The 20116-nt window shown below is 40.8% G+C and carries 13 protein-coding genes; 7 read left to right on the top strand and 6 right to left on the bottom strand.

Going from position 1 to position 20116, the window contains the following annotated elements:
* Positions 1-67 precede the first annotated feature (67 nt).
* Complete coding sequence (locus HDF25_RS20225; protein WP_184628148.1) at positions 68-220, bottom strand: hypothetical protein; 153 nt, start codon at positions 218-220, stop codon at positions 68-70.
* An 87-nt stretch (positions 221-307) separates the two neighbouring features.
* Here HDF25_RS20225 and HDF25_RS20220 point away from each other — a divergent pair, with 87 nt between their 5' ends.
* The 7 genes from HDF25_RS20220 to HDF25_RS20190 all read left to right on the top strand — a co-directional run bounded on the left by HDF25_RS20220 (position 308) and on the right by HDF25_RS20190 (position 13238).
* Positions 308-1459, top strand: coding sequence for a formylglycine-generating enzyme family protein (locus HDF25_RS20220; protein WP_184628146.1), 1152 nt, complete (start codon positions 308-310; stop codon positions 1457-1459).
* 28 nt (positions 1460-1487) lie between these two features.
* Positions 1488-2099 (top strand): RNA polymerase sigma factor, encoded by a 612-nt coding sequence (locus HDF25_RS20215; RefSeq protein ID WP_184628144.1) that lies wholly within the window; start codon positions 1488-1490, stop codon positions 2097-2099.
* Positions 2100-2163: 64 nt separating this feature from the next.
* On the top strand, positions 2164-3324 hold the full coding sequence (locus HDF25_RS20210) for a FecR family protein (protein WP_260409418.1): 1161 nt from the start codon (positions 2164-2166) through the stop codon (positions 3322-3324).
* 168 nt (positions 3325-3492) lie between these two features.
* Positions 3493-6849, top strand: a complete 3357-nt coding sequence (locus HDF25_RS20205) for a TonB-dependent receptor (protein ID WP_184628142.1) — start codon at positions 3493-3495, stop codon at positions 6847-6849.
* A 17-nt stretch (positions 6850-6866) separates the two neighbouring features.
* Positions 6867-8540 (top strand): RagB/SusD family nutrient uptake outer membrane protein, encoded by a 1674-nt coding sequence (locus tag HDF25_RS20200; protein ID WP_184628140.1) that lies wholly within the window; start codon positions 6867-6869, stop codon positions 8538-8540.
* Positions 8541-8634: 94 nt separating this feature from the next.
* Positions 8635-10041, top strand: a complete 1407-nt coding sequence (locus HDF25_RS20195) for an arylsulfatase (RefSeq protein WP_184628138.1) — start codon at positions 8635-8637, stop codon at positions 10039-10041.
* Between the two features lie 26 nt (positions 10042-10067).
* Complete coding sequence (locus HDF25_RS20190) at positions 10068-13238, top strand: glycoside hydrolase family 2 TIM barrel-domain containing protein (protein WP_184628136.1); 3171 nt, start codon at positions 10068-10070, stop codon at positions 13236-13238.
* Positions 13239-13268: 30 nt separating this feature from the next.
* Here HDF25_RS20190 and HDF25_RS20185 read toward each other — a convergent pair whose 3' ends face one another.
* The 5 genes from HDF25_RS20185 to HDF25_RS20165 form a co-directional block, all read right to left on the bottom strand.
* Positions 13269-14834, bottom strand: a complete 1566-nt coding sequence (locus HDF25_RS20185; protein WP_184628134.1) for a GMC oxidoreductase — start codon at positions 14832-14834, stop codon at positions 13269-13271.
* A 143-nt stretch (positions 14835-14977) separates the two neighbouring features.
* Positions 14978-16021 (bottom strand): phosphotransferase enzyme family protein, encoded by a 1044-nt coding sequence (locus tag HDF25_RS20180; RefSeq protein ID WP_184628132.1) that lies wholly within the window; start codon positions 16019-16021, stop codon positions 14978-14980.
* Positions 16022-16105: 84 nt separating this feature from the next.
* Positions 16106-17134, bottom strand: a complete 1029-nt coding sequence (locus HDF25_RS20175) for a LacI family DNA-binding transcriptional regulator (RefSeq protein WP_184628130.1) — start codon at positions 17132-17134, stop codon at positions 16106-16108.
* A 131-nt stretch (positions 17135-17265) separates the two neighbouring features.
* On the bottom strand, positions 17266-18591 hold the full coding sequence (locus tag HDF25_RS20170) for a DUF3472 domain-containing protein (RefSeq protein WP_184628127.1): 1326 nt from the start codon (positions 18589-18591) through the stop codon (positions 17266-17268).
* A 62-nt stretch (positions 18592-18653) separates the two neighbouring features.
* Positions 18654-20111: a RagB/SusD family nutrient uptake outer membrane protein gene (locus tag HDF25_RS20165; RefSeq protein ID WP_221450974.1), complete on the bottom strand. Its 1458-nt coding sequence runs from the start codon at positions 20109-20111 to the stop codon at positions 18654-18656.
* Between the last annotated feature and the right edge of the window lie 5 nt (positions 20112-20116).

Below are 20116 nucleotides of genomic sequence, written 5' to 3'. Positions count from 1 at the left end.
ATCCCCAGTTTCTCTAATACTTTCAATCTCTTAAAAAGGCATTAATTAACTTGATTTTCCATTTAATTTATATCACACCAGGTAAAAAAGCAGTATTTCCAGGCTTTTGAATGGATAGTTGTGCAAGCGTTTGCGTAGCCCTCATTCTTTTTAATAGTTCTGCATGCCAGTATCTTAGTTTCATAGCCAGAATATATTTTACCTGCTGAACCAGATCCATTCCTGACCAGATTTGCCATGTACAATTGCATCAAATTTGATCAGAGCTGTGATAAGGCTACCCTATGCTGGTACCTGTAAATTGTGTATGAAGAAATTGAATAAAAAAACTTTTTGTCTGCTGCCATTAGTTTTTGGCTTATCCTGTAAACAAAAGGTAAAGGAGGAGAAGCATGTTGCGACGGTACATCATACAACAGATTCTTCGTGCAGTAGTAATTTACCAACCCGCTATGGTGCCAGGATAGTTCATCAGGAGTTAAAACCCGTTTTGAAAACAGATGGGATTTCTTCAGCTAAAATGATCTGGATTCCAACTGGAAATTTTATGATGGGCGCAAGGGACAAAGAGGGAAGGATGGATGAATATCCCGCTCATGAAGTGAAACTGAATGGTTTCTGGATGGATGAAACAGAAGTTACCAATGCACAATTCAGCGCCTTTGTGAAAGCTACGGGATATGTTACAGTCGCTGAACGCAAACCAGACTGGAACGAACTCAAAAAACAATTACCTGAAGGTACGCCGAAACCACCCGATGAAATTCTGGTTCCTGCATCACTCACCTTCACACCTCCTTCACACCCTGTTCCATTAAATAATGCCAGCCTTTGGTGGAGCTGGACACCAGGTGCTGACTGGAGTCATCCTAATGGTCCGGACAGTAATATTAAGGGGAAAGAAAATTATCCTGTAACACAGGTTTCGTGGGAAGATGCCCAGGCTTATGCAAAATGGGCTGGCAAAAGATTACCTACAGAAGCTGAGTGGGAATATGCAGCCCGTGGCGGAATCAAAGATGCTGCCTATTCATGGGGAAATGAACCTATTGAAAAAGGCAAACCAAAAGCGAATACCTGGCAGGGGAGTTTCCCTGATAAAAATACAAACTGGGATCATTTCTATGGTCTGGCACCTGTTGGATCCTTTGCTGCAAACCCTTATGGCCTGTACGATATGTCAGGCAATGTATGGGAATGGGTGGCTGACTGGTATGATGAAAACTATTATCAGACACTCGCCAATAAAATTACGGCTGACCCGAAAGGACCTGTTAAGAGCTTTGACCCCGCAGAGCCATTGATTCCAAAAAGGGTAACACGAGGCGGATCATTTATGTGTAATGAATCCTATTGTAAAGGATACAGAGTGACAGCCCGGATGAAATCATCACCAGATACAGGTCTGCAAAACACAGGATTCAGGTGTGTTTCTTCAAAATCCAGACAAAGAACCTGATTCTTTATACCTAAAAATCAAATAGAAGATGTTTCATTCATTATCAGCTGTTAGAAATACCATATCCTATGGTACACTTTCAGATCAGGAGCTGTCTGGTCTGATACAGGTTGACGATGAGGCTGCATTTAATGAAATTTATAAAAGATATTGGGAAAGGTTATACGTTGTGGCACGTCACAGAACAGATGACACTTATGAGGCCGAAGAGATTGTGCAGGATATTTTCTGTAATCTCTGGAGAAAACGCAACGAGTTTGTATTAACCAAAGGATTCCTGAATTATTTCTCAGTAGCAGTAAAGTTTGAAGTGATTAACCGGCTGGCTAAAAGAAACAGGGAGAACAGGTTAAAGAAAGAAGTCTCGGTATTCAGTTCCCTGGCTGATGAATCTACTGTGGATCAGCTGAATTATAATGAACTGCAAAGCCAGCTGGCTTTAACTATCAAGGTATTGCCCGAAAAGTGCATGCTGGTTTTTAAACTTAAGCACGAAGAGGGGTATAGTCAGAAACAGATTGCTGAAGAACTCAATATAGCTGAAAAGACCGTTGAGGCACACCTGGCCAAAGCAAGAAAAACCATACGGATCAAATTCAGCTATTTATCAGCGATGGCTAAATCACTTCTTTTTTTATGAAATAAATCTGCTACCGGACTAAGGGATTTCCGGAATTGATTTGGCTTTAGTATAAACAGCCATTATGATGAGTTCCATCCCAACCGAAGACCAACTATCAGAACTTGCTGAAAAGTGGCGTAACGGTACAATTACTGAAGAGGAGAAGATTATATTTAATACCTGGTATAATTCTTTTGATGACACTGAACTCGTTATAGAGGAGCAGGGTACTCTGGATAGTCTGGGAGCGGATTTAAACGCAAGAATAAAGACAAGGCTTAGTTTCAGGTCTTCACCACGAAAAAATGTAAAATGGTGGTATCTGGCTGCAGCTGTTCTGTTGATGTCCGGAACAGGAATATATTTCTCATCGGGTTCTATATCGTCCGCTCTGCCAAAAGAAAATAATCAGCTTGCCGGGTCTGTTCAGCCGGGCGGAAATAAAGCGTTCCTAACGCTGTCGAATGGAAAAAAAATCAGTTTAACAGATACGACCAATGGCCAGATTGCTGAGCAGTCTGGTATAAGTATAACCAAAACAGCCAGCGGGCAATTAGTCTATACCGTTAAAAATTCAGCTAAATTAAAAAATGCGGGAAAAACGGAGTTTAATACTATTGAAACACCCCCGGGCGGACAATATCAGATTGATTTGCCGGACGGGACGAAGGTCTGGCTGAATGCCGCTTCTTCTTTAAAATTTCCGACACATTTTGCGGGTACTCAGCGAAGGGTAGAGTTGACCGGAGAGGGGTATTTTGAAGTGTCAAAAGATAAGAAGAAACCTTTTACTGTGGTCACTGCTCAGCAGCAGGTACAGGTATTGGGGACACATTTTAATATCAATGCTTACAAAGATGAAAATGCAACCAGAACTACCTTGCTCGAAGGCAGTGTAAAGGTATTGACCGGCACTCAAAATCAGGCACCAAAGCTACTCAGTCCTGGACAACAGTCGACAGTGGCAAAGAATACATTTAAAGTAGATCATGTAGATACCGATAATGTCATTGCCTGGAAAAATGGTTATTTCACTTTTAACGGAGAAGATCTCGAAGTATCCATGCGCAAATTAAGCCGCTGGTATAATGTAGAAGTTGTTTACGAAGGAAATTTTGATAATATCTCTTTTGGCGGATCTATTTCAAGATCCAGAAGCCTGACCGAAGTCCTTAAAATCTTAGAATTAACCCGGAAAATGAAATTTAAAATTGAGGGAAGGAGGGTTATTGTTATGTCCTGAACTTTTACCACCTCTTAATTCAAATCAAACAAACCAACAAGATTATCAACCAAAACCAAACAAACCAATGCACGAAAAAATAGCTTTTAATTCGTACGGGGATCCCTGTAGGAGTCAAAAAAAATATGGAGCTACTAAGAGTTTATCATTACCCTGATTTTAACTGCAGTGCTCCAGCTCAATGCGATGGCTTTTGCGCAAAACCGGATTACTTTATCACGCAAAAATGCCCCGCTGGAGAAAATCCTGAATGAAATAAAAATGCAAAGTGGCTATGACATATTTTTTATCAGGAAAGATCTTAAGCTGGCCAGACCAGTTAATATAGAGGTTAAAGAAGCAAGTCTTGAAGATGCCCTCAAACAGGTTTTCGCTAACCAGTCTCTCGAATATACGATTACAGCTAAAACAGTTGTAATACAGGAGAAAAAAGCTGTAGTGGAAAAACCATCAGCTGTAAAAGCAAATATTAATATTACAGGTAAAGTTGTCGATGAAAAGGGAGAAGGGATACCTGGTGCTACTATTAAAGTAAAAGGAACCGCTCAAGGTGGTATTACAGATGCAAACGGACAATTCAAACTGGTTAATATAGATGAAAAAGCCATTCTGGTTGTTTCCTATCTGGGTTATATCACTCAGGAAGTCAATGCTGGTTCAGGTGCTCCATTAATCATCAGAATGGCTGTCCAGGCCAGTAATCTGAATGAAGTAGTTGTCGTCGCTTATGGAACGCAGAAAAAGAGCAGTTTAACAGGAGCAATTGCTACGATAAGCCCTAAGAAACTTAGAGAAACCCCAGTGAGTTCTCTGCAAAATGCCTTACAGGGTGTTTCCCCAGGATTAACTATTCTACAGCGTCCTGGCGATGTCAGCCGTGCTTCGGATGGTACTTCAAGCGGAACAGGAGGAGTCTCAATCAGAGGAAGAAGCAGCCTGGCCAGTGCAGGTTCACCGATGTACGTAATTGATGGTATCCCGGCAATCGCTCAGGAATTCGCTTCTTTGAACCCTAATGATATTGCCAGTATCTCAGTTTTAAAAGACGCTTCTTCGGCTGCCCTTTATGGGTCAAGAGCTGCAAACGGCGTAATTATGGTAACCACCAGACGTGGCGGAGGTGACCGGACAATTGTAGAGCTCAATGCAGATTATGGCTTTCAGTCGGCTACTCGTTTACCCAAATACGTTGGCTCTGTGGATTATGCCAATTTATACAATGAAGCTTTGACCAATGCAGGGGGGAAACCAATTTTTACACCTGCTCAGATTCAGGCTTATCAGGATGGTTCTCAGCCAGACCTGTACCCAAATACGAACTGGTATAAAGAAGTGCTGCGTAAAACAGCCCCGGAAAGTAATATCAGTCTGAACATCAACTCACCAGGTAAAACCACCAGCAGTTATTTAGGCTTGAATTATCTTTCACAGGCATCATTAATCCCGAATAAAAATCAGAAAAGAGTTGGTGGTAAGTTAAATACAGAATCGACAATTGTACCCGGTATTCTTAAAGTCGGAACTAATTTATCCTTCACCAGTCAGAATTTTGACCGCAAAGGTGATCTGAGCTGGACTGAATTAAACCGTTCTTTGCCTACCTCTGTACTTCGCCAGAGCAATGGAGAATGGGGCTCTATAGATAATGGAGTTGTCAATGCAAATACTGCAGGCCGTAACCAGTTACGTGCTATACAGGAAGGTGGATGGGGATGGGACAGGGATAATTATCTGCAAACCGCAGCCAATGCAACCTTGACGCCATTGAAAGGGCTAACCGTTAATACTTTGGCCTCTTTTAAATTTACTGATGGCAATTCAACTGCCTTTAATAACACGACAACCCCGATTAATAATTTTTTAACGGGTGTAGCTATTCCTTCGACTGCAAATACAGTAAATGATATGAAGGAATACTATCGTAAAAGACGAGAGTTATTAGTACAGGGAACAGTTGATTACGAACGTTCTTTTGGCAAACATTACGGGAAAATAACCATCGGTGGAAGTCAGGAAAGTAATGTTTACAGAACAGCATTCCTGGGAAGAAAAAATTTCCCTAACAATGATATGACTACAGTGGGGAGCGGATCTTCTAATCCTGAAGATATCAATTCTGATGCTGACGGACAGGCCAATACGAGTGGCCAGGTAGAATGGGCAATGCGTTCTGTATTCGGCCGTTTTAACTACGCTTTCAATGATAAATATCTCTTTGAAGTCAATACAAGGATTGATTATTCATCCCGTTTCAGTCCTGATATCCGCAAAGCAGTATTTCCATCTTTCTCAGCAGGCTGGAATATTTCGAAAGAAAGTTTTATGAAGGATGTCAACTGGGTTAGTAATTTAAAGCTACGTGGTTCATACGGTTCATTGGGTAATCAGGATGTTGTTGCCCCAGGCAACTATTATAACCTGTTAAATACTGGATATGCCTACAGTTTTGAAGGTGTGCCACAAGGTGGAGTATGGCAGAACAACATCCCTAATTACAGCACCACATGGGAAAAAGTATATATGACTGATCTTGGTGTGGATATGAGTTTGTTTAAAGGGAAACTGGATATTACCGCTGATTATTATGTTAAAGATACCAAAGATCTGTTATTAAGAGTTTCTACACTCTCAACTATTGGCGTAAATACAAGTACAACTTCTACAAGCAGCGGTCTTCCTTACGTAAACGGGGCATCTACCCGGAACAAAGGATTTGAACTTGCACTGACACACAATAATAAAATCGGGAATGATTTCACTTACAGTGTAGGTGCAAATTTCTCAGTTATCAAGAATAAAATTACCCAACTGGGAGATGGCAGGGATAATTTCGATGGCACCTATATCCAGAGGGTCGGAGAATCTATCGGTTCATTTTATGGCTACCAGGCTGAAGGACTATTTGTAGATGCTGCTGATGTTAAAAATCATGCCTTCCAGTCTTCAGCAACCGGCCCCGGAGATATTAAATATAAAGATCTGAACGGAGATGGGAAAATAGACGCAAGTGACCGTAAAGTATTAGGAAATGATGTACCCTGGTTTAACTATGGTTTTAACATCAGCGCCAGTTACAAAGGATTTGATTTTAGTGTAATCACTTATGGTGTGGCTAATGTAAAAACGTACTTAAACAATGAAGCTGCTTACCCTTTCTTTAACGGTGCCAATGTCAAGGAACAATGGTTAAACAGATGGACGACTGCAAATCCTAATCCTAATGCTGACTTTCCCCGCATTCTGACTACTGCTGCCGGTGGACAAAATTATACGCCGGTATCTTCTTTCTGGTTATTTAACGGGGCTTATTTCAGAGTCAGAGGAATTACATTGGGTTATACCATTCCGCAGCAGGTCAGCAAGAAATTTGGTATGTCAAGATTGAGAATTTACAGTACGACCAATAATCCATTTACAATTATGGCTGATAAACGTCTGGCCGATTATGATCCTGAATCAGCTTCGGGTCGTGGCGGTTATCCGGGGATCAAAACCCTGTCATTTGGTATTAATGCAAGTTTCTAATCCTAAAATATAAAAAAATGAAAAGATCATCAATATATATACTTACAGGGCTATTGACTTTATGCTCAGTTACTTCCTGTAAAAAAGACTTTCTGGAAAGACCACCTTTAAATCAGCTCTCTGAAAATACTTTCTGGAAAAATGAAAACGATGTTTACCAGACTGTGATGGGTGTTTATGCTAAATTACCGGCAGAAGCAGATGCATTTGGTATTCTTTATAATGATGGGATGTCTGATAATGCACATGCTCAGTATCCCTGGGAAAGTATAGCTACAGACGCTTCTTCGGGCGTGATTACCTCTACTGTGGATGCTACCACAGCGGGTTGGGATTTTACCGGAATCCGCCGGGCAAATTATTTCCTGGATAATGCAGATAAAGTAACAGCCATAGACAAAGCCTTACTTGATCGTTATAAGGCAGAAGTCCGTTTTATCAGGGCCCTTAATTATTTCAATTTACTAAGCCGGTTTGGTGCGGTTCCTTTACTGACACACGTAGTGGCTATCGGAGATGAAAACGTAGCACAGACTTCTAAAGCAGATTTGCTGAAATTTGTACTCGATGAGCTGGATGCAGTGTCTAAGATTTTACCACAGAGCTATGGTGGAGGAAAACCAAACGAAAAAGGCAGGATTACCAAAGGAGCTGCTTTAGCTTTAAAAGCCCGTGCCTATCTGTATGATGGCCAGTGGCAGCAGGCCGCTGATGCAGCCAGCCAGGTGATGGGATTAGGCTATAGTCTGTTTAAAGTGACTGCTGAAACTGATGTACAGGCGAAAGATGATTATAGCCAGTGGGTGAATTTTGCAGATAAAACAGATGAAAGTAAATTCCGTTTGGGTCTTCGTAGTTATGAATCCTTGTTTTATCAGGCCAATAATGGTAATTCAGAAGTTATCCTGGACCGTCAGTATATTAAACAGGTAGACGCGAACACGATCAATACTTTATTGCCTCCGGGAACGATTGGCGGCTGGAGTTCAATCGCGCCAACTCAGGCATTAGTAGACAGTTATGCCAGTTATCAAACAGGAGATGCAGTAAGCCCTACAGATCCGGCACAACGTGCGGCCTGGTACACGGCTAAAGACCCTGCTTTTGCCAATGAATACAAAAATCGTGATCCACGTTTTTATGCCAGTATTTTATTTGAAAATGCGCCCTGGAATGCGATGCAGGATGGATATAAATTTACCTGGGTACAAGGGGCTTCTAATATGTCTCAGACTGGGTATAATTTCCGCAAACTGGTTGATCCTAAGATTTTCCGTGATCAGGTGGATAGTTATTCGAATGTGATTTTAATTCGTTACGCTGAGGTTTTATTAACCTACGCAGAAGCTAAAAATGAAAGCAGCGGACCTGATGGCAGCATTTATGATGCATTGGATGCGATTCGTACACGTGCCGGAATGCCAGTGGTAAACCGTGCAAAATATGCAGATCAAAGTTCATTGAGAGAGCTGATCCGTAACGAACGTAGGGTAGAATTAGCGCTTGAAGGTCAGCGTTATATGGATATCCGCCGATGGAAAACTGCTCCTCAGGTTATGATCACTATTAATAATATCAAAAATACACAGGCACAGCAACGTACCTGGAGTGACAAATTATATTTAATGCCGGTTCCACAGACACAGATTGATTTATCAAAGGGTGTACTGAAGCAAAATCCTGGATACTAATTTACCCGACGGGGTTGTATTTTTATCTGTTCCTGATCCTGCCGGAGTTTCCGGTGGGATTTATTAATGAAAATGGAAGATTAAATTTGGAGATATGAATAGAATAGCTGCGCTTATATTGTTAATCTTTACTTGCTCAGGTTTGAAAGCACAACAAAAACCTAATGTCATTTTTATTCTCGCCGATGACATGGGTTATGGTGACCTGGGAGCTTATGGACAGAAGCTGATTAAAACACCGAATATTGATCTGCTGGCACAAAACGGGATGTTATTCACCCAGTTTTATGCAGGCACCTCTGTCTGTGCGCCTTCACGTTCTTCTTTAATGACCGGGCAGCATACTGGTCATACACCTATACGGGGAAATTATGAAATAGAACCAGAAGGACAGCGGCCATTGCCGGATTCTACAATGACCATCGCTAAAATCTTTAAAAATGCAGGTTATATAACAGGCGATTTTGGTAAATGGGGTTTAGGATTTGTCGGATCTTCCGGAGATCCGTTAAACCAGGGCTTTGACAGGTTTTTTGGTTATAATTGCCAGCGTCAGTCTCATAACTATTTCCCTGATCATTTATGGGACAACGATCAAAAGGTCGTATTACCAAATGATTTTACAGCACTGAATCAATACGCACCAGAGTTGATCCAGAAGCAAGCCTTAAAATTTATAGAGGCCAATCAGACTAAACCCTTTTTTATGTATCTGTCTTATACTTTACCACATGCAGGTCTACAGTTACCTGCGGGCAATGAAGTATTCGAAAAATATAAGGCAGCTTTTAAAGAGCAACCCAGGGCAATTCCTCAAAAATGGGATGGGAAAGGTTATCAGCCGCAAGCTTATCCGCATGCTGCCTATGCAGCTATGGTCACTATTCTCGATACCTATGTTGGTCAGGTCATCGCAAAATTAAAGACACTGGGTTTAGACAAAAACACACTGATTGTTTTTACCAGTGATAACGGGCCTCACCGGGAGGGCGGGAATGATCCTGATTTTTTTAACAGCAGTGGTAGTCTGAGAGGGATTAAAAGATCACTTTACGAAGGAGGGATGCGTGAACCAATGATCGTTAGCTGGCCCGGGGTAATTCAAAAGGGAAAACGCAGTAATCAGACAGGTGCTTTCTGGGATTTCCTGCCTACGTTTGCCGATCTGATTAAACAACCGGTACCTGCTGCTGTTGACGGGATTTCTATTTTACCTACACTGGTTTCAAAAAGAAAACAGCAACAACACGAATATCTTTACTGGGAATTCCATGAAGATGGAGGCAGACAAGCAATCAGAAAAGGAAAATGGAAAGGCGTAAAGAACAAGGCAAATCACGCTGAGTCTGCCAGATGGGAGTTATACAACCTGGAAGCAGACCCGGCTGAAAAAACAGATCTTGCAGCGGGGCAACCTGATCTGATCAGGCAGATGGAGAAAATAGCTGCTCAGGCACACCGGTCTTCGGATGTTCCGGAATGGAACTTTAACAAAAATTAACCACCATAAACACACAAAATACACAGATGAAATCTTCAATTAACTCAAAGCTCTTAGGGTTGGTTGTACTACTTACCGGTACCTCCGCTTTAAAGGCACAAATGCTCCCATCAGAACTTCAGACCCCTGATGTGGTGGCAGTGAACCGGATGCCCATGCGTTCCAGCGCCTATGCTTACGAAAGCGATGCATTGGCAGCTAAAGGACAAAAAGAAAGTTCAGCTTATTTTATCAGCTTAAATGGAACCTGGAAATTTAACTGGGTGCAGGATCCTGCTAAAAGACCATTGGATTTTTATAAAACAGATTATAATGATTCTGGCTGGAAAGACTTTAAAGTACCTGCAAACTGGGAAACAAACGGTTATGGTTTACCAATTTATGTGAATCAGCCTTATGAATTTGCAGGACAAAAAAAAAGAGGGGCGCGTTTAAATCCTCCCTTTGATATCCCCGCAGATAATAATCCCGTAGGTTCATACCGGAAGACGGTTGATATTCCTGCAAACTGGGATGGAAGACAAGTATTCATCCATTTGGGAGCTGTGAAATCAGCTTTTTATATCTGGGTAAACGGTAAAAAAGTAGGTTATAGCGAAGATAGTAAACTGGCTGCTGAGTTTGATCTGACCAAATATGTTAAACCAGGAAAAAATCTGGTGGCTTTAGAAGTATATCGCTGGAGTGATGGTAGTTATCTGGAATGCCAGGATATGTGGCGTATTTCAGGGATAGAACGTGAAGTCTATCTTTATTCAACCCCTAAACTGGACATCCGTGATTTCAGGATAAATGCAGGTTTAACTCAGAATTATACCAATGGTATATTAGATGTGCAGCTGAACGTTGATAATTACAGATTAGATCAGAGGACCATGCACAGCAAGCCAGATAGCTTTTCAGTAGCACTGGATTTAACGGATGCAACAGGAAAGTCAATCTGGAAAGAATCTTCTGCACAACAGGCTGTATTAGGTAATTACCATAAACAGCTGGATTTCAAAAAGGAAATTCCATCGGTTAAACAATGGTCGGCAGAGCTACCTTATCTGTATACCTTAAATATTACACTGAAAAATAGTAAGGGAGCTATAATCCAGGTTATTCCGCAGCATATAGGTTTCCGTAGCGTAGAGATCAGAGGAAGCGACTTTCTGGTTAATGGTAAACGTGTTTTTCTTAAAGGAGTTAACAGACATGAGCATAATGCCAGACAGGGACATACTTTAACACATGCCGATATGCGGAAGGATATGGAGATGATGAAAAAACTCAATATCAATGCAGTTCGTCATTCTCACTATCCGCCAGACCCTTACTGGATGGAGCTTTGTGATCAGTATGGTTTATATGTAGTTGACGAGGCTAATATCGAATCTCATGGTCGTGGTTATGATCTTGAGGTAACCTTTGCCAATGACAAAGCCTGGCGTAATGCCCATTTCGAACGGATCCGCAGGATGTACGAAAGAGACAAAAATCATCCTTCTGTGGTGACCTGGTCCCTGGGTAATGAAGCGGGTAACGGAACCAATATGTATGAGGGATATGAGTGGCTGAAAAAGACTGATACAACACGGCCAGTACAGTATGAGCGGGCAGAAGAAGACTTTAATACGGACATGATAGTTCCACAGTATCCTGATCCCGACTGGCTGATTGCCTACTCTAAAGGAAAAGAGCAACGCCCTTTGATTATGAGTGAGTTTGCACATATTATGGGAAATAGTTTAGGAAACTATAAAGAATACTGGGATGCGATTGAAAATCATCCGAAGTTACAGGGAGGTTTCATCTGGGAATGGATTGACCAGGGACTGGATACCATTAAAAATGGAAAACGGATCCTCGCTTATGGAGGAGACTTTCCACTGGAAGGGCCTGTGAATGAAAATTTCAGTGACAATAATTTTTGTGTTAAAGGGGTAGTTACTGCTTACAGGGAACTGACCCCAATGGCAGTAGAGGTTAAAAAAGTCCAGCAGTTTATCAAAACTACTTATTCGGGCGATCACAGACTGACTATTACCAACAGCTATTTCTTCAGAGATATTAAAAACACGCAATTAAACTGGGAGGTGATAGAAAATGGAAAACAGATTGAGAAGGGTACAGTTACCAGTCTTGCAGCAGGTCCGCGTCAGCAGGTTACAATTGATTTGCCCCTGAAATATAAGACACAGCCTGGTAAGGAGTATTTCCTGAATGTACATTATGTACTTAAAGAAGCTGAACCTTTTTTGGAAAAAGGATATGAAGTAGCTTATGAACAATTTGCATTAAATAAAGTGGAGCAGTCAGAGAAATCTATTGCGAAGGGACAGTTGCAGGTCAGCAAGACTGAAAGTAGCTACCTGGTTTCGGGCAAAGATTTTAAAATAGAGTTTGATGCAAAAGCCGGTGTTTTAAAAAGCTATTTATTACAGCAGGTTCAATTATTACAGGAGGGACCTGTACCTGCCTATTGGAGGGCCCCTACAGATAATGATATTGGTGCTGGTTTTAACAGAAGTCTGCGTAAATGGCGGAATGCTTACCAGGATGCGAAATTACTTTCGGCCAGTCTGGATCAGAACGCCGATGGAAGTTATACCGCTAACTTTAAAAAGGAGTTGTTAAACGGAGAGGCGACACAAGAATCTGCCATTACCGTTTTTGCTGACGGAACTTTAAAAGTAAATAATCATTTCTACGTTGTGAAAGGAAAATATCCGCTTTTATTAAGAATGGGTACCGATCTGGAACTGAAAAAGGAATTTGAACACATCGAGTTTTATGGCAGAGGCCCATGGGAGAATTACTGGGACAGAAAAACAGCTTCTTTAGTAGGCCTGTACAAGCAGCAGGTGAAGGATCAGTATTTTGCTTATGCACGTCCGCAGGAAAGTGGCAATAAGACAGATGTACGCTGGGTGAATTTCACCAATCAGCAAGGGAAGGGCTTGCAGTTCATTTATGAAAAGAATCTGCTAAGTTTTTCAGCTTTACCTTACAGTCTTAATGATTTAGATCCTGAACAGGATAAAAAGCAATATCACTCTGGCGAATTAACCGTGAGAAATAACATTTTTGTACATATGGACGCGCAGCAGTCAGGCGTACAGGGGATTGATTCATGGGGTTCTGAGCCTTTAGAGAAATACCGTATTCCTTTTCTTGAACAGGAGTATAGTTATTGGATTAAACCGATCAAATAGATTCATTTAAGCTGAGTCTCTTTCAGGGGCTCAGCTTAAAAAATCCTGCGCTATAATCTTTTCTATATTTCGCTCAGCAATAGCCGTAATCGTTACAAATGGGTTTACGCCGGTACTTCCGGGTAGTAATGAACCATCACAGGTATAGAGCTTGTGATATCCTTTAAACCTGCCATAAAGATCTGTTGCTTTACCTAATACACAGCCGCCTAAAGGGTGATAACAGATCTTTTCATCAATTCCTTTTTTAAATAACAGTCCGGCGTTTGTACCTCCGTTGGCATGATTTAATTTTTCCATCAGTTGTTTTACAGTGGCGGTAGCAGTTGAACCGAAATTTTCAGGAACCTTCAAAGAAACTTTATTTGTCAATGGATTATAAATAAACTTTCCCCTGTCGGGAATCTTAGTGATAACCAGATAAAGAGAAGTCCAGGTTTCCATTTTCATAGGCATTGGTGAGATCTCGGCAAATAATGGATGATCCTGATTATCCCAGTCATCGATAGCCATAGTAGGAATACATGATTGTTTACTGCCGGTGCCTTGTTTAATAAAGTTCCGGCCTGCCATTACATTTCCATTATTTCCCCAGCCCTCTCCAATTTCATTGTTCAGTTCCGGTAAGGCCCCGGTAGCTTTGGCTTTAACCATTAATTGTGAAGTGCCGATACTTCCGGCACAGACAAACAAATAGTCACAATGGAAATCTTTAACGAAGTCAACATGGCCTCCGGTATTAATCTTGTCAACCACCAGTTTATATCCTGTACCGGTTTTAAAAATAGCATTTACCTGATGAAGTGGTCTGATCTCAACATTTCCTGTTTTTAGGGCAGCTGCCAGATAGGTTTTATCCAGGCTCTGCTTCCCTGCATTATTACCATATACTACCTCGCCATTTAAAGCTGATTGATAAACTTCGTTGCGGCTTTCCTTTTCCATATAACCGAAATCATATACATTAGGTACAAAGGTGGTTTTATAGCCTGCTGCGTGTGCCTGATCCCTGGCTGTGCGTGTAAATTTATAATAGGGGGTCGATTCGAAAAAAGCAGGGGATATGCTGTTTACCTTCAGCATCCGGTTAGCCAGAGGAAAATATTTATCGTACATCTCATTGGCATTCACTGCCGGAAGAATTTGCTCGAAATAAGTTCTTTTGGGCACTACGGCCATTCCTCCGTTAACTAATGAGCCTCCTCCGACGCCTCTGCCAGCATAGACTTTTAAGCCATCAAAATCCATTCTGTCCAGTACACCGGTATATTTTTTGAAGGTGAAAATGTTGGCAAAGGGGAGAATACTTCTGGTTTTTAACCAGGTAGATCGTTTATCAGGAAAAAGCAGTTTGGAAAAAGTATTATAATCTTTTCTGGCGGGCCAGTCCATGCCCATTTCGAGCATTATAACTTTTATTCCTTTTTCTGCCAGGCGTAAGGCTGCAACTGCGGCACCATAACCAGTACCAATAACAATGACACGATGATGTTCATCTTCTTTTTGGGTAGGTAAAGGAAATGCTGATCCAATTTTTGAAGCCGTTAATCCAATACCTAATGCAATGTTGGTTTTTATAAATTGTTTGCGGTCCATCTGATCATTTGTGATTGATCTTAACCTTAAACAAAATTGGTGCCCCATTCATGGAACACTAGTTTGATATAGGTTTGGAATGTCCTGGAACACTCCAAATCTATATCATCTCGACATTAGCCTGATCAGTAGCGTTGGGGTAACTAGCTGATCATTTCTTTCAGTTCAGGCTCAAGTTCGAGATATTTTTTAAGCAGGGTAACCTGATTTTTTGTCCTGTTTAAATTCTGACCTTCGTATTTCTCGCCATAGTAAATATCGTTCTGGAGATAATCAGTCAGAAAACGGATAGCCTGCATATAAATCAGGAATTTGCCAGCATAAATAAAATATTGTTTTTCAGTGGCCGTCAGCACATCACCCATCTCCTTCATATAACCATCATAAATGGCCTTAAAGAAGTCTTTCCGGACATTTATTTTAGCCAGGTCAGTTTCTTCTTCGTTTGCGGAAGATAAGTATGTTCTCATCATATCTCCTACATCACTGATAAAATAGCCAGGCATTACTGTATCCAAATCTATCACACAGATTCCTTTATTTTGCTGATCGAAGAGTACATTGTTGATTTTGGTGTCGTGATGAATTACTCTTTGAGGGATCTCTTTCCGCTCTACTATATTCTGATAAATGGTGACGATATCTCTCTGCGCCATAATAAAGTTGATCAGATCTGTAGATTGCTCTTTTCTTTGAGCAGGAGCGTTTTCAACAGCCGAGATAAACTGGCTAAAGCGTAGGGTCAGATTATGAAAATCGGGAAGGGTAATATGCAGTTGGGTAACATCAAAATCATTGAGTAGTTTAGAAAACCTTCCAAACTGCTTGGCCCCTTCATATGCTTCTTCTTTTTTATTTAATACATTCAGTGAATGTGAATTCTCAACAAACGGAAATAACCTGAAATAACCTTCCGGAGTTTCAATTAAAGAATTGCCGGAAGTACCGGCAATAGGGGAAACAAAAAGGTATTCAGGATGTGTTTTATTCAGGTAAGACTTTAGTCTTGACACATTCTCATCTATATCCATTGGCCTTTTAAAGACAGATTGATTGACCTGCTGTAAAATATAACCATTCGATTTAGTAGTTACTTTCCAGGTATGATTGATTAGACCATCTCCAAATAATTGTACGTCACTTTCAACAGGTTGAATTCCGTACAACGGTAAAATCTTATCAAACATATATTAAGCGAATTTTGTTTTATTTTGTAGAATCAAACTTAATCAATTTCGCTATCAGATTGTTGTGCAAACGTTTGTGTAATTTTATTTATCCTTTCCAATAATTAGTTCTGATTCTACAACTACATTGTAATAAGCCGTTTCTATTTCTGAATCTCCTTTTGGTTTGTTGATCAGGTCCAGTAAGATATCTGCTGCTTTCTTGCCCTGCTTATAAGGAAACTGCTCTACAGAGGCGATAGGAGTGTAGTCCATATAATTGATTAAAGGCAGGTTGGCATAACTTACAAAATCAATATCCTTGTTGATTTCTATATTCAGGGACCGGGCATATCTAATAGCAAATAAAGCTACGTAATCATTAAAAGTTACTATCGCTGTAGGTTTGCGTTTATGATTGAGAAAATTATCCATGGCTTCGATAGTTCCTGCTTCGGTAAGATCGCAATTAAGCATTAAGGATGGATCAAATTTTAGCCTGTGCGAAGTCATAGCTTTGATATAGCCATTTTTTCTTTCTGTACTGGCTACTAAATTGGTAGGACCATTAATCATTCCGATGGTCCGGTGTCCTTTTTTGAGTAGGAAATTTACAGCTTCAAAAGTTCCGGATTCGAGGTTGGAAGCTACAAAATGGATATTTTTAACAGGAGGGATACGATCGAAAAATACGATGGGAATATTTGATTTTTTGAAAGCTTCCAGGTGTTCGTAGGTGTTTGTTGTTTTGGATACCGAGATCAGTAACCCATCTACACGCTGCATCTTCATTTTTTCGATGAGTAGTTTTTCCCTGTCGGCATCATCATGTGACTGGGCAAGCAGTACGGTATAATTCCTTTTGTAGGCTATATCCTCAATTCCGCTGATGGCTGCAGAGAAAAAGGATTCGGCAAGCTCTGGTAAAATAACACCTATGGTATGTGATTTACCTTGTAAAAACTGTATAGCTCGTTGATTTGGTTCGTAATTGAGCTCTTTAGCCATCTTTTTTACACGCATTTTAGTGATCAGACCTATGCTGGAATGGTCATTTAATGCTCTCGAAACAGTAGAAACTGAGATGTCGAGAAGTTTGGCTATTTCTTTTATAGTGGTTGGTTTATCTGACATTTGTATCAAATGTTGCAATTATCTTTTAATATACGGAATTAATGTTACTAAAAAAAAAGCCCCCGGCTTTATTGCGGGGGCTAATTGTTTTATTATCAAATGATATTTGTTCATAATAACTGAACAGAGAATCAAGGTAACTGACTAAAATCAATTACCGGATGAGGAGTACCAGCAGATGGTCTGCTGAAATTTTGCTTTAAAGTAGTCGCATCACTAAAGAAACCACCATTTCTTAAGAAGAACTGGTTGCCGTTTACACCTCCGCCTACATCTTTCCGGTATCCTCTGTTCGCAATATCATCACCGGTAAATTTCATAGCGGTGATTTCTGTCCAGTTGCCCTGGGTATCTACTGCCCACTGGTTGCCATAATTGGCCCGGCGTTCAATATTTCCCATATCCTGATTAAAGTTTTCCAGGAAAGAATATAGACTTTTCAATCTGGTATTTGTAGCAGGACGTTCAAAACTTGCAATCAGTATCCAGTTTCCGTCAGCGGGTTTGAAATAAGAAGTATATACTGTCTTATTGGTTGTCGCATCTGGTTGTGCCCGGGTCAGGAAAGCATAAGTTTTGCCGGCTGTCCAGGGATAAATCAGGTAACTTTGTCCACCGGAACCCTCGTTTCCAAATTCGCCAGTGGTGACACCTGTACCTTTTTTGATCAGTTTAATTTTTTTGTCATCTGGTATAGTGGATGGGTCATCTGTCGGAAATGGACTCCAGAGCGAGAACAAAACTCTGCGCTCGGTAGCCGAATTAACCTGGATACCGAAATAACCTTCTCCAAATCCATTGGACATAAAATATGAACCTACAGGGTCCATGCCAACAGGTACATTAATCTCATTATAAAACCACTCTACGTTATTTTTAATCGCATCAGGCAGGGTATAATTGACATGCACAGAAGGTCCTCTGCGGCCCCAGTAAAACCGCTGGTCGATATTGTCCTTTACATAGGAAAGAGAGTCTGTAACAGGCTGCCCGCTGATGATCAGATCTGAAACGTCACCGAAGTAACTACCGGTTTTAGTCAGTCCCTGTAAATCAACTTTAACATAGCCTTTTGCAGGGATGTTAAAATTGCCAATAGCGACGGTGTCAAAGGCTGCATTTGATGCACTTTTTGTAATTGAACTGGTACCTACCGATACTTTAAATGTGCTCTTTCCCGAAGGCACTTTCATACGCAGGGACAAAGTAACGTTCCCTGGTTTTTCAGTTCTGAAATAAATACTGGTTACAGAAGCTGTACTGGTCCAGTTGGCCAGGCCATTTGCATTAATGACTTCGTTTGCTGCTGCGGTCTTTTTAACCCAGGCGTTTCCACCTAAGGCAATGGCGATTTTTGGCCCTGTAGCGCCTGTACTGCTACTTTCGACAATACTTTTTTTGCAGGCAGTTCCAGTCAGCAGGGCGATTAATGACAGGGATAATACCAGAGTTTTCATAGACTGTTTTTTGGGTTTAGGTTATAGTCAGTCCGATTCATCAATCAGACTGACTATAAAAATTAGGGGTTCTGAACCAGGTTAGGATTTAAAACCATATCGTCTTCCGGAATAAAGAAAATAACACGTGGATCAGTGTAGGCGATTTCCTGTATAGTCTGGCCAGAAGCAAGGTGTGTACCGGGATAATCTCTGTTCATCGTTCTTTTATTTCTGAAAACATCAAATTTGCGTTGTGATTCAAATGCAAATTCAAGACGTCTTTCATCCAGGATCACATCCAGTACACTGGTATAACCCATCATGTTGCCTGAAGAGAATAAAGCGTCCCCTGTCAATCCTGCCCGGCTTCTGATGATATTGACATCGGCTAATGCATCCGCTGGTCTACCTAGTTGGAAAGCACATTCTGCTCTGGTTAAATACATCTCTGCCAACCTTAGTACTACCGGAGAACTCAAGGTTTCATATCCGTCCTGGAAAGAGTATTTATTAATGAAGTATTTTGGATAGCCATTTCTTTTCTGAAGTATAGGGTTACCTTGTGCATCAAGTTTATTTGAACCATCATCATTTTTCTCATACTGAGGAACAACAAATGAATTACGCAGATCCTGAGGGAATTTGTTGACCAGAGCCCTGTAACTCTGAGAAGCATACATCTCTCCGTAACCGATTGCACCACCCCAGTACATCGAACCAATTGCATCATCCAGACGGTCATCTTTTAGCGTGTGTTTAATTGCAAAAATGGTTTCGAAATTCTGTTCCGGTGCGCTGGTGAAATACTTTGGATAATTGGCTGAAGCAGTTAAGGTATAACGACCGGTTTTAATTACCTGGTCAGCATAATCAAATGCATTTTTGTAATCCCCCATGTAAAGGTAAACTCTGCTTAAAAGTGCCATCGCTACTTCTTTTGAAGCAAAGTTATTGTTTTTTGTACTGTTCATTAGTTTGATCGACTTCTGTAAGTCACTTATTACTAAAGCATAAACATCTTTTACTTTTGATCTGGCAGGTAATTCTTTAGTATCACTGTTGGTTTTGATCATCACTCCAAGAGATTCACCATTATCATCAGTATACGGGCGGCCAAATAACTCCACAAGCTCAAAATGGACCATTGCCCTTAAAAAGTAATTTTCACCCAATAATTGATTTTTTACGGCATCCTGGCTTTCTGTTACCTTTTCTATGACTACGTTTGTGCCAAATATAGCCTGGTATGCTTTACGCCAGAAATTATAAACATTACTCTGATTTTTCTGATGCTGATAGTTATAGGCATAAAACAGAGGGTCTGTAGTTGTTCCGCTTAAGGAAACATTATCACTTGGGTATTCAGTGAAAATATGATAGTTACGGACATAATATGGATCCTTAATGTAACTATAGGTACCAATAGTGGCTGCCTGCAGACCTTCCAGTGTGGTCACTACATTCTCATTGGGGATTCCATTATATGGATTAAGTATCAGATCCTTTTTGCATGCTGTAGCGGACACAAGTAATGCCATGGCTA

Source organism: Pedobacter cryoconitis (assembly GCF_014207135.1).
Lineage (GTDB): Bacteria > Bacteroidota > Bacteroidia > Sphingobacteriales > Sphingobacteriaceae > Pedobacter > Pedobacter cryoconitis_D.
Note: the sequence above shows the minus strand (reverse complement) of the source record. Positions and strands in the feature narration are given on the sequence as shown.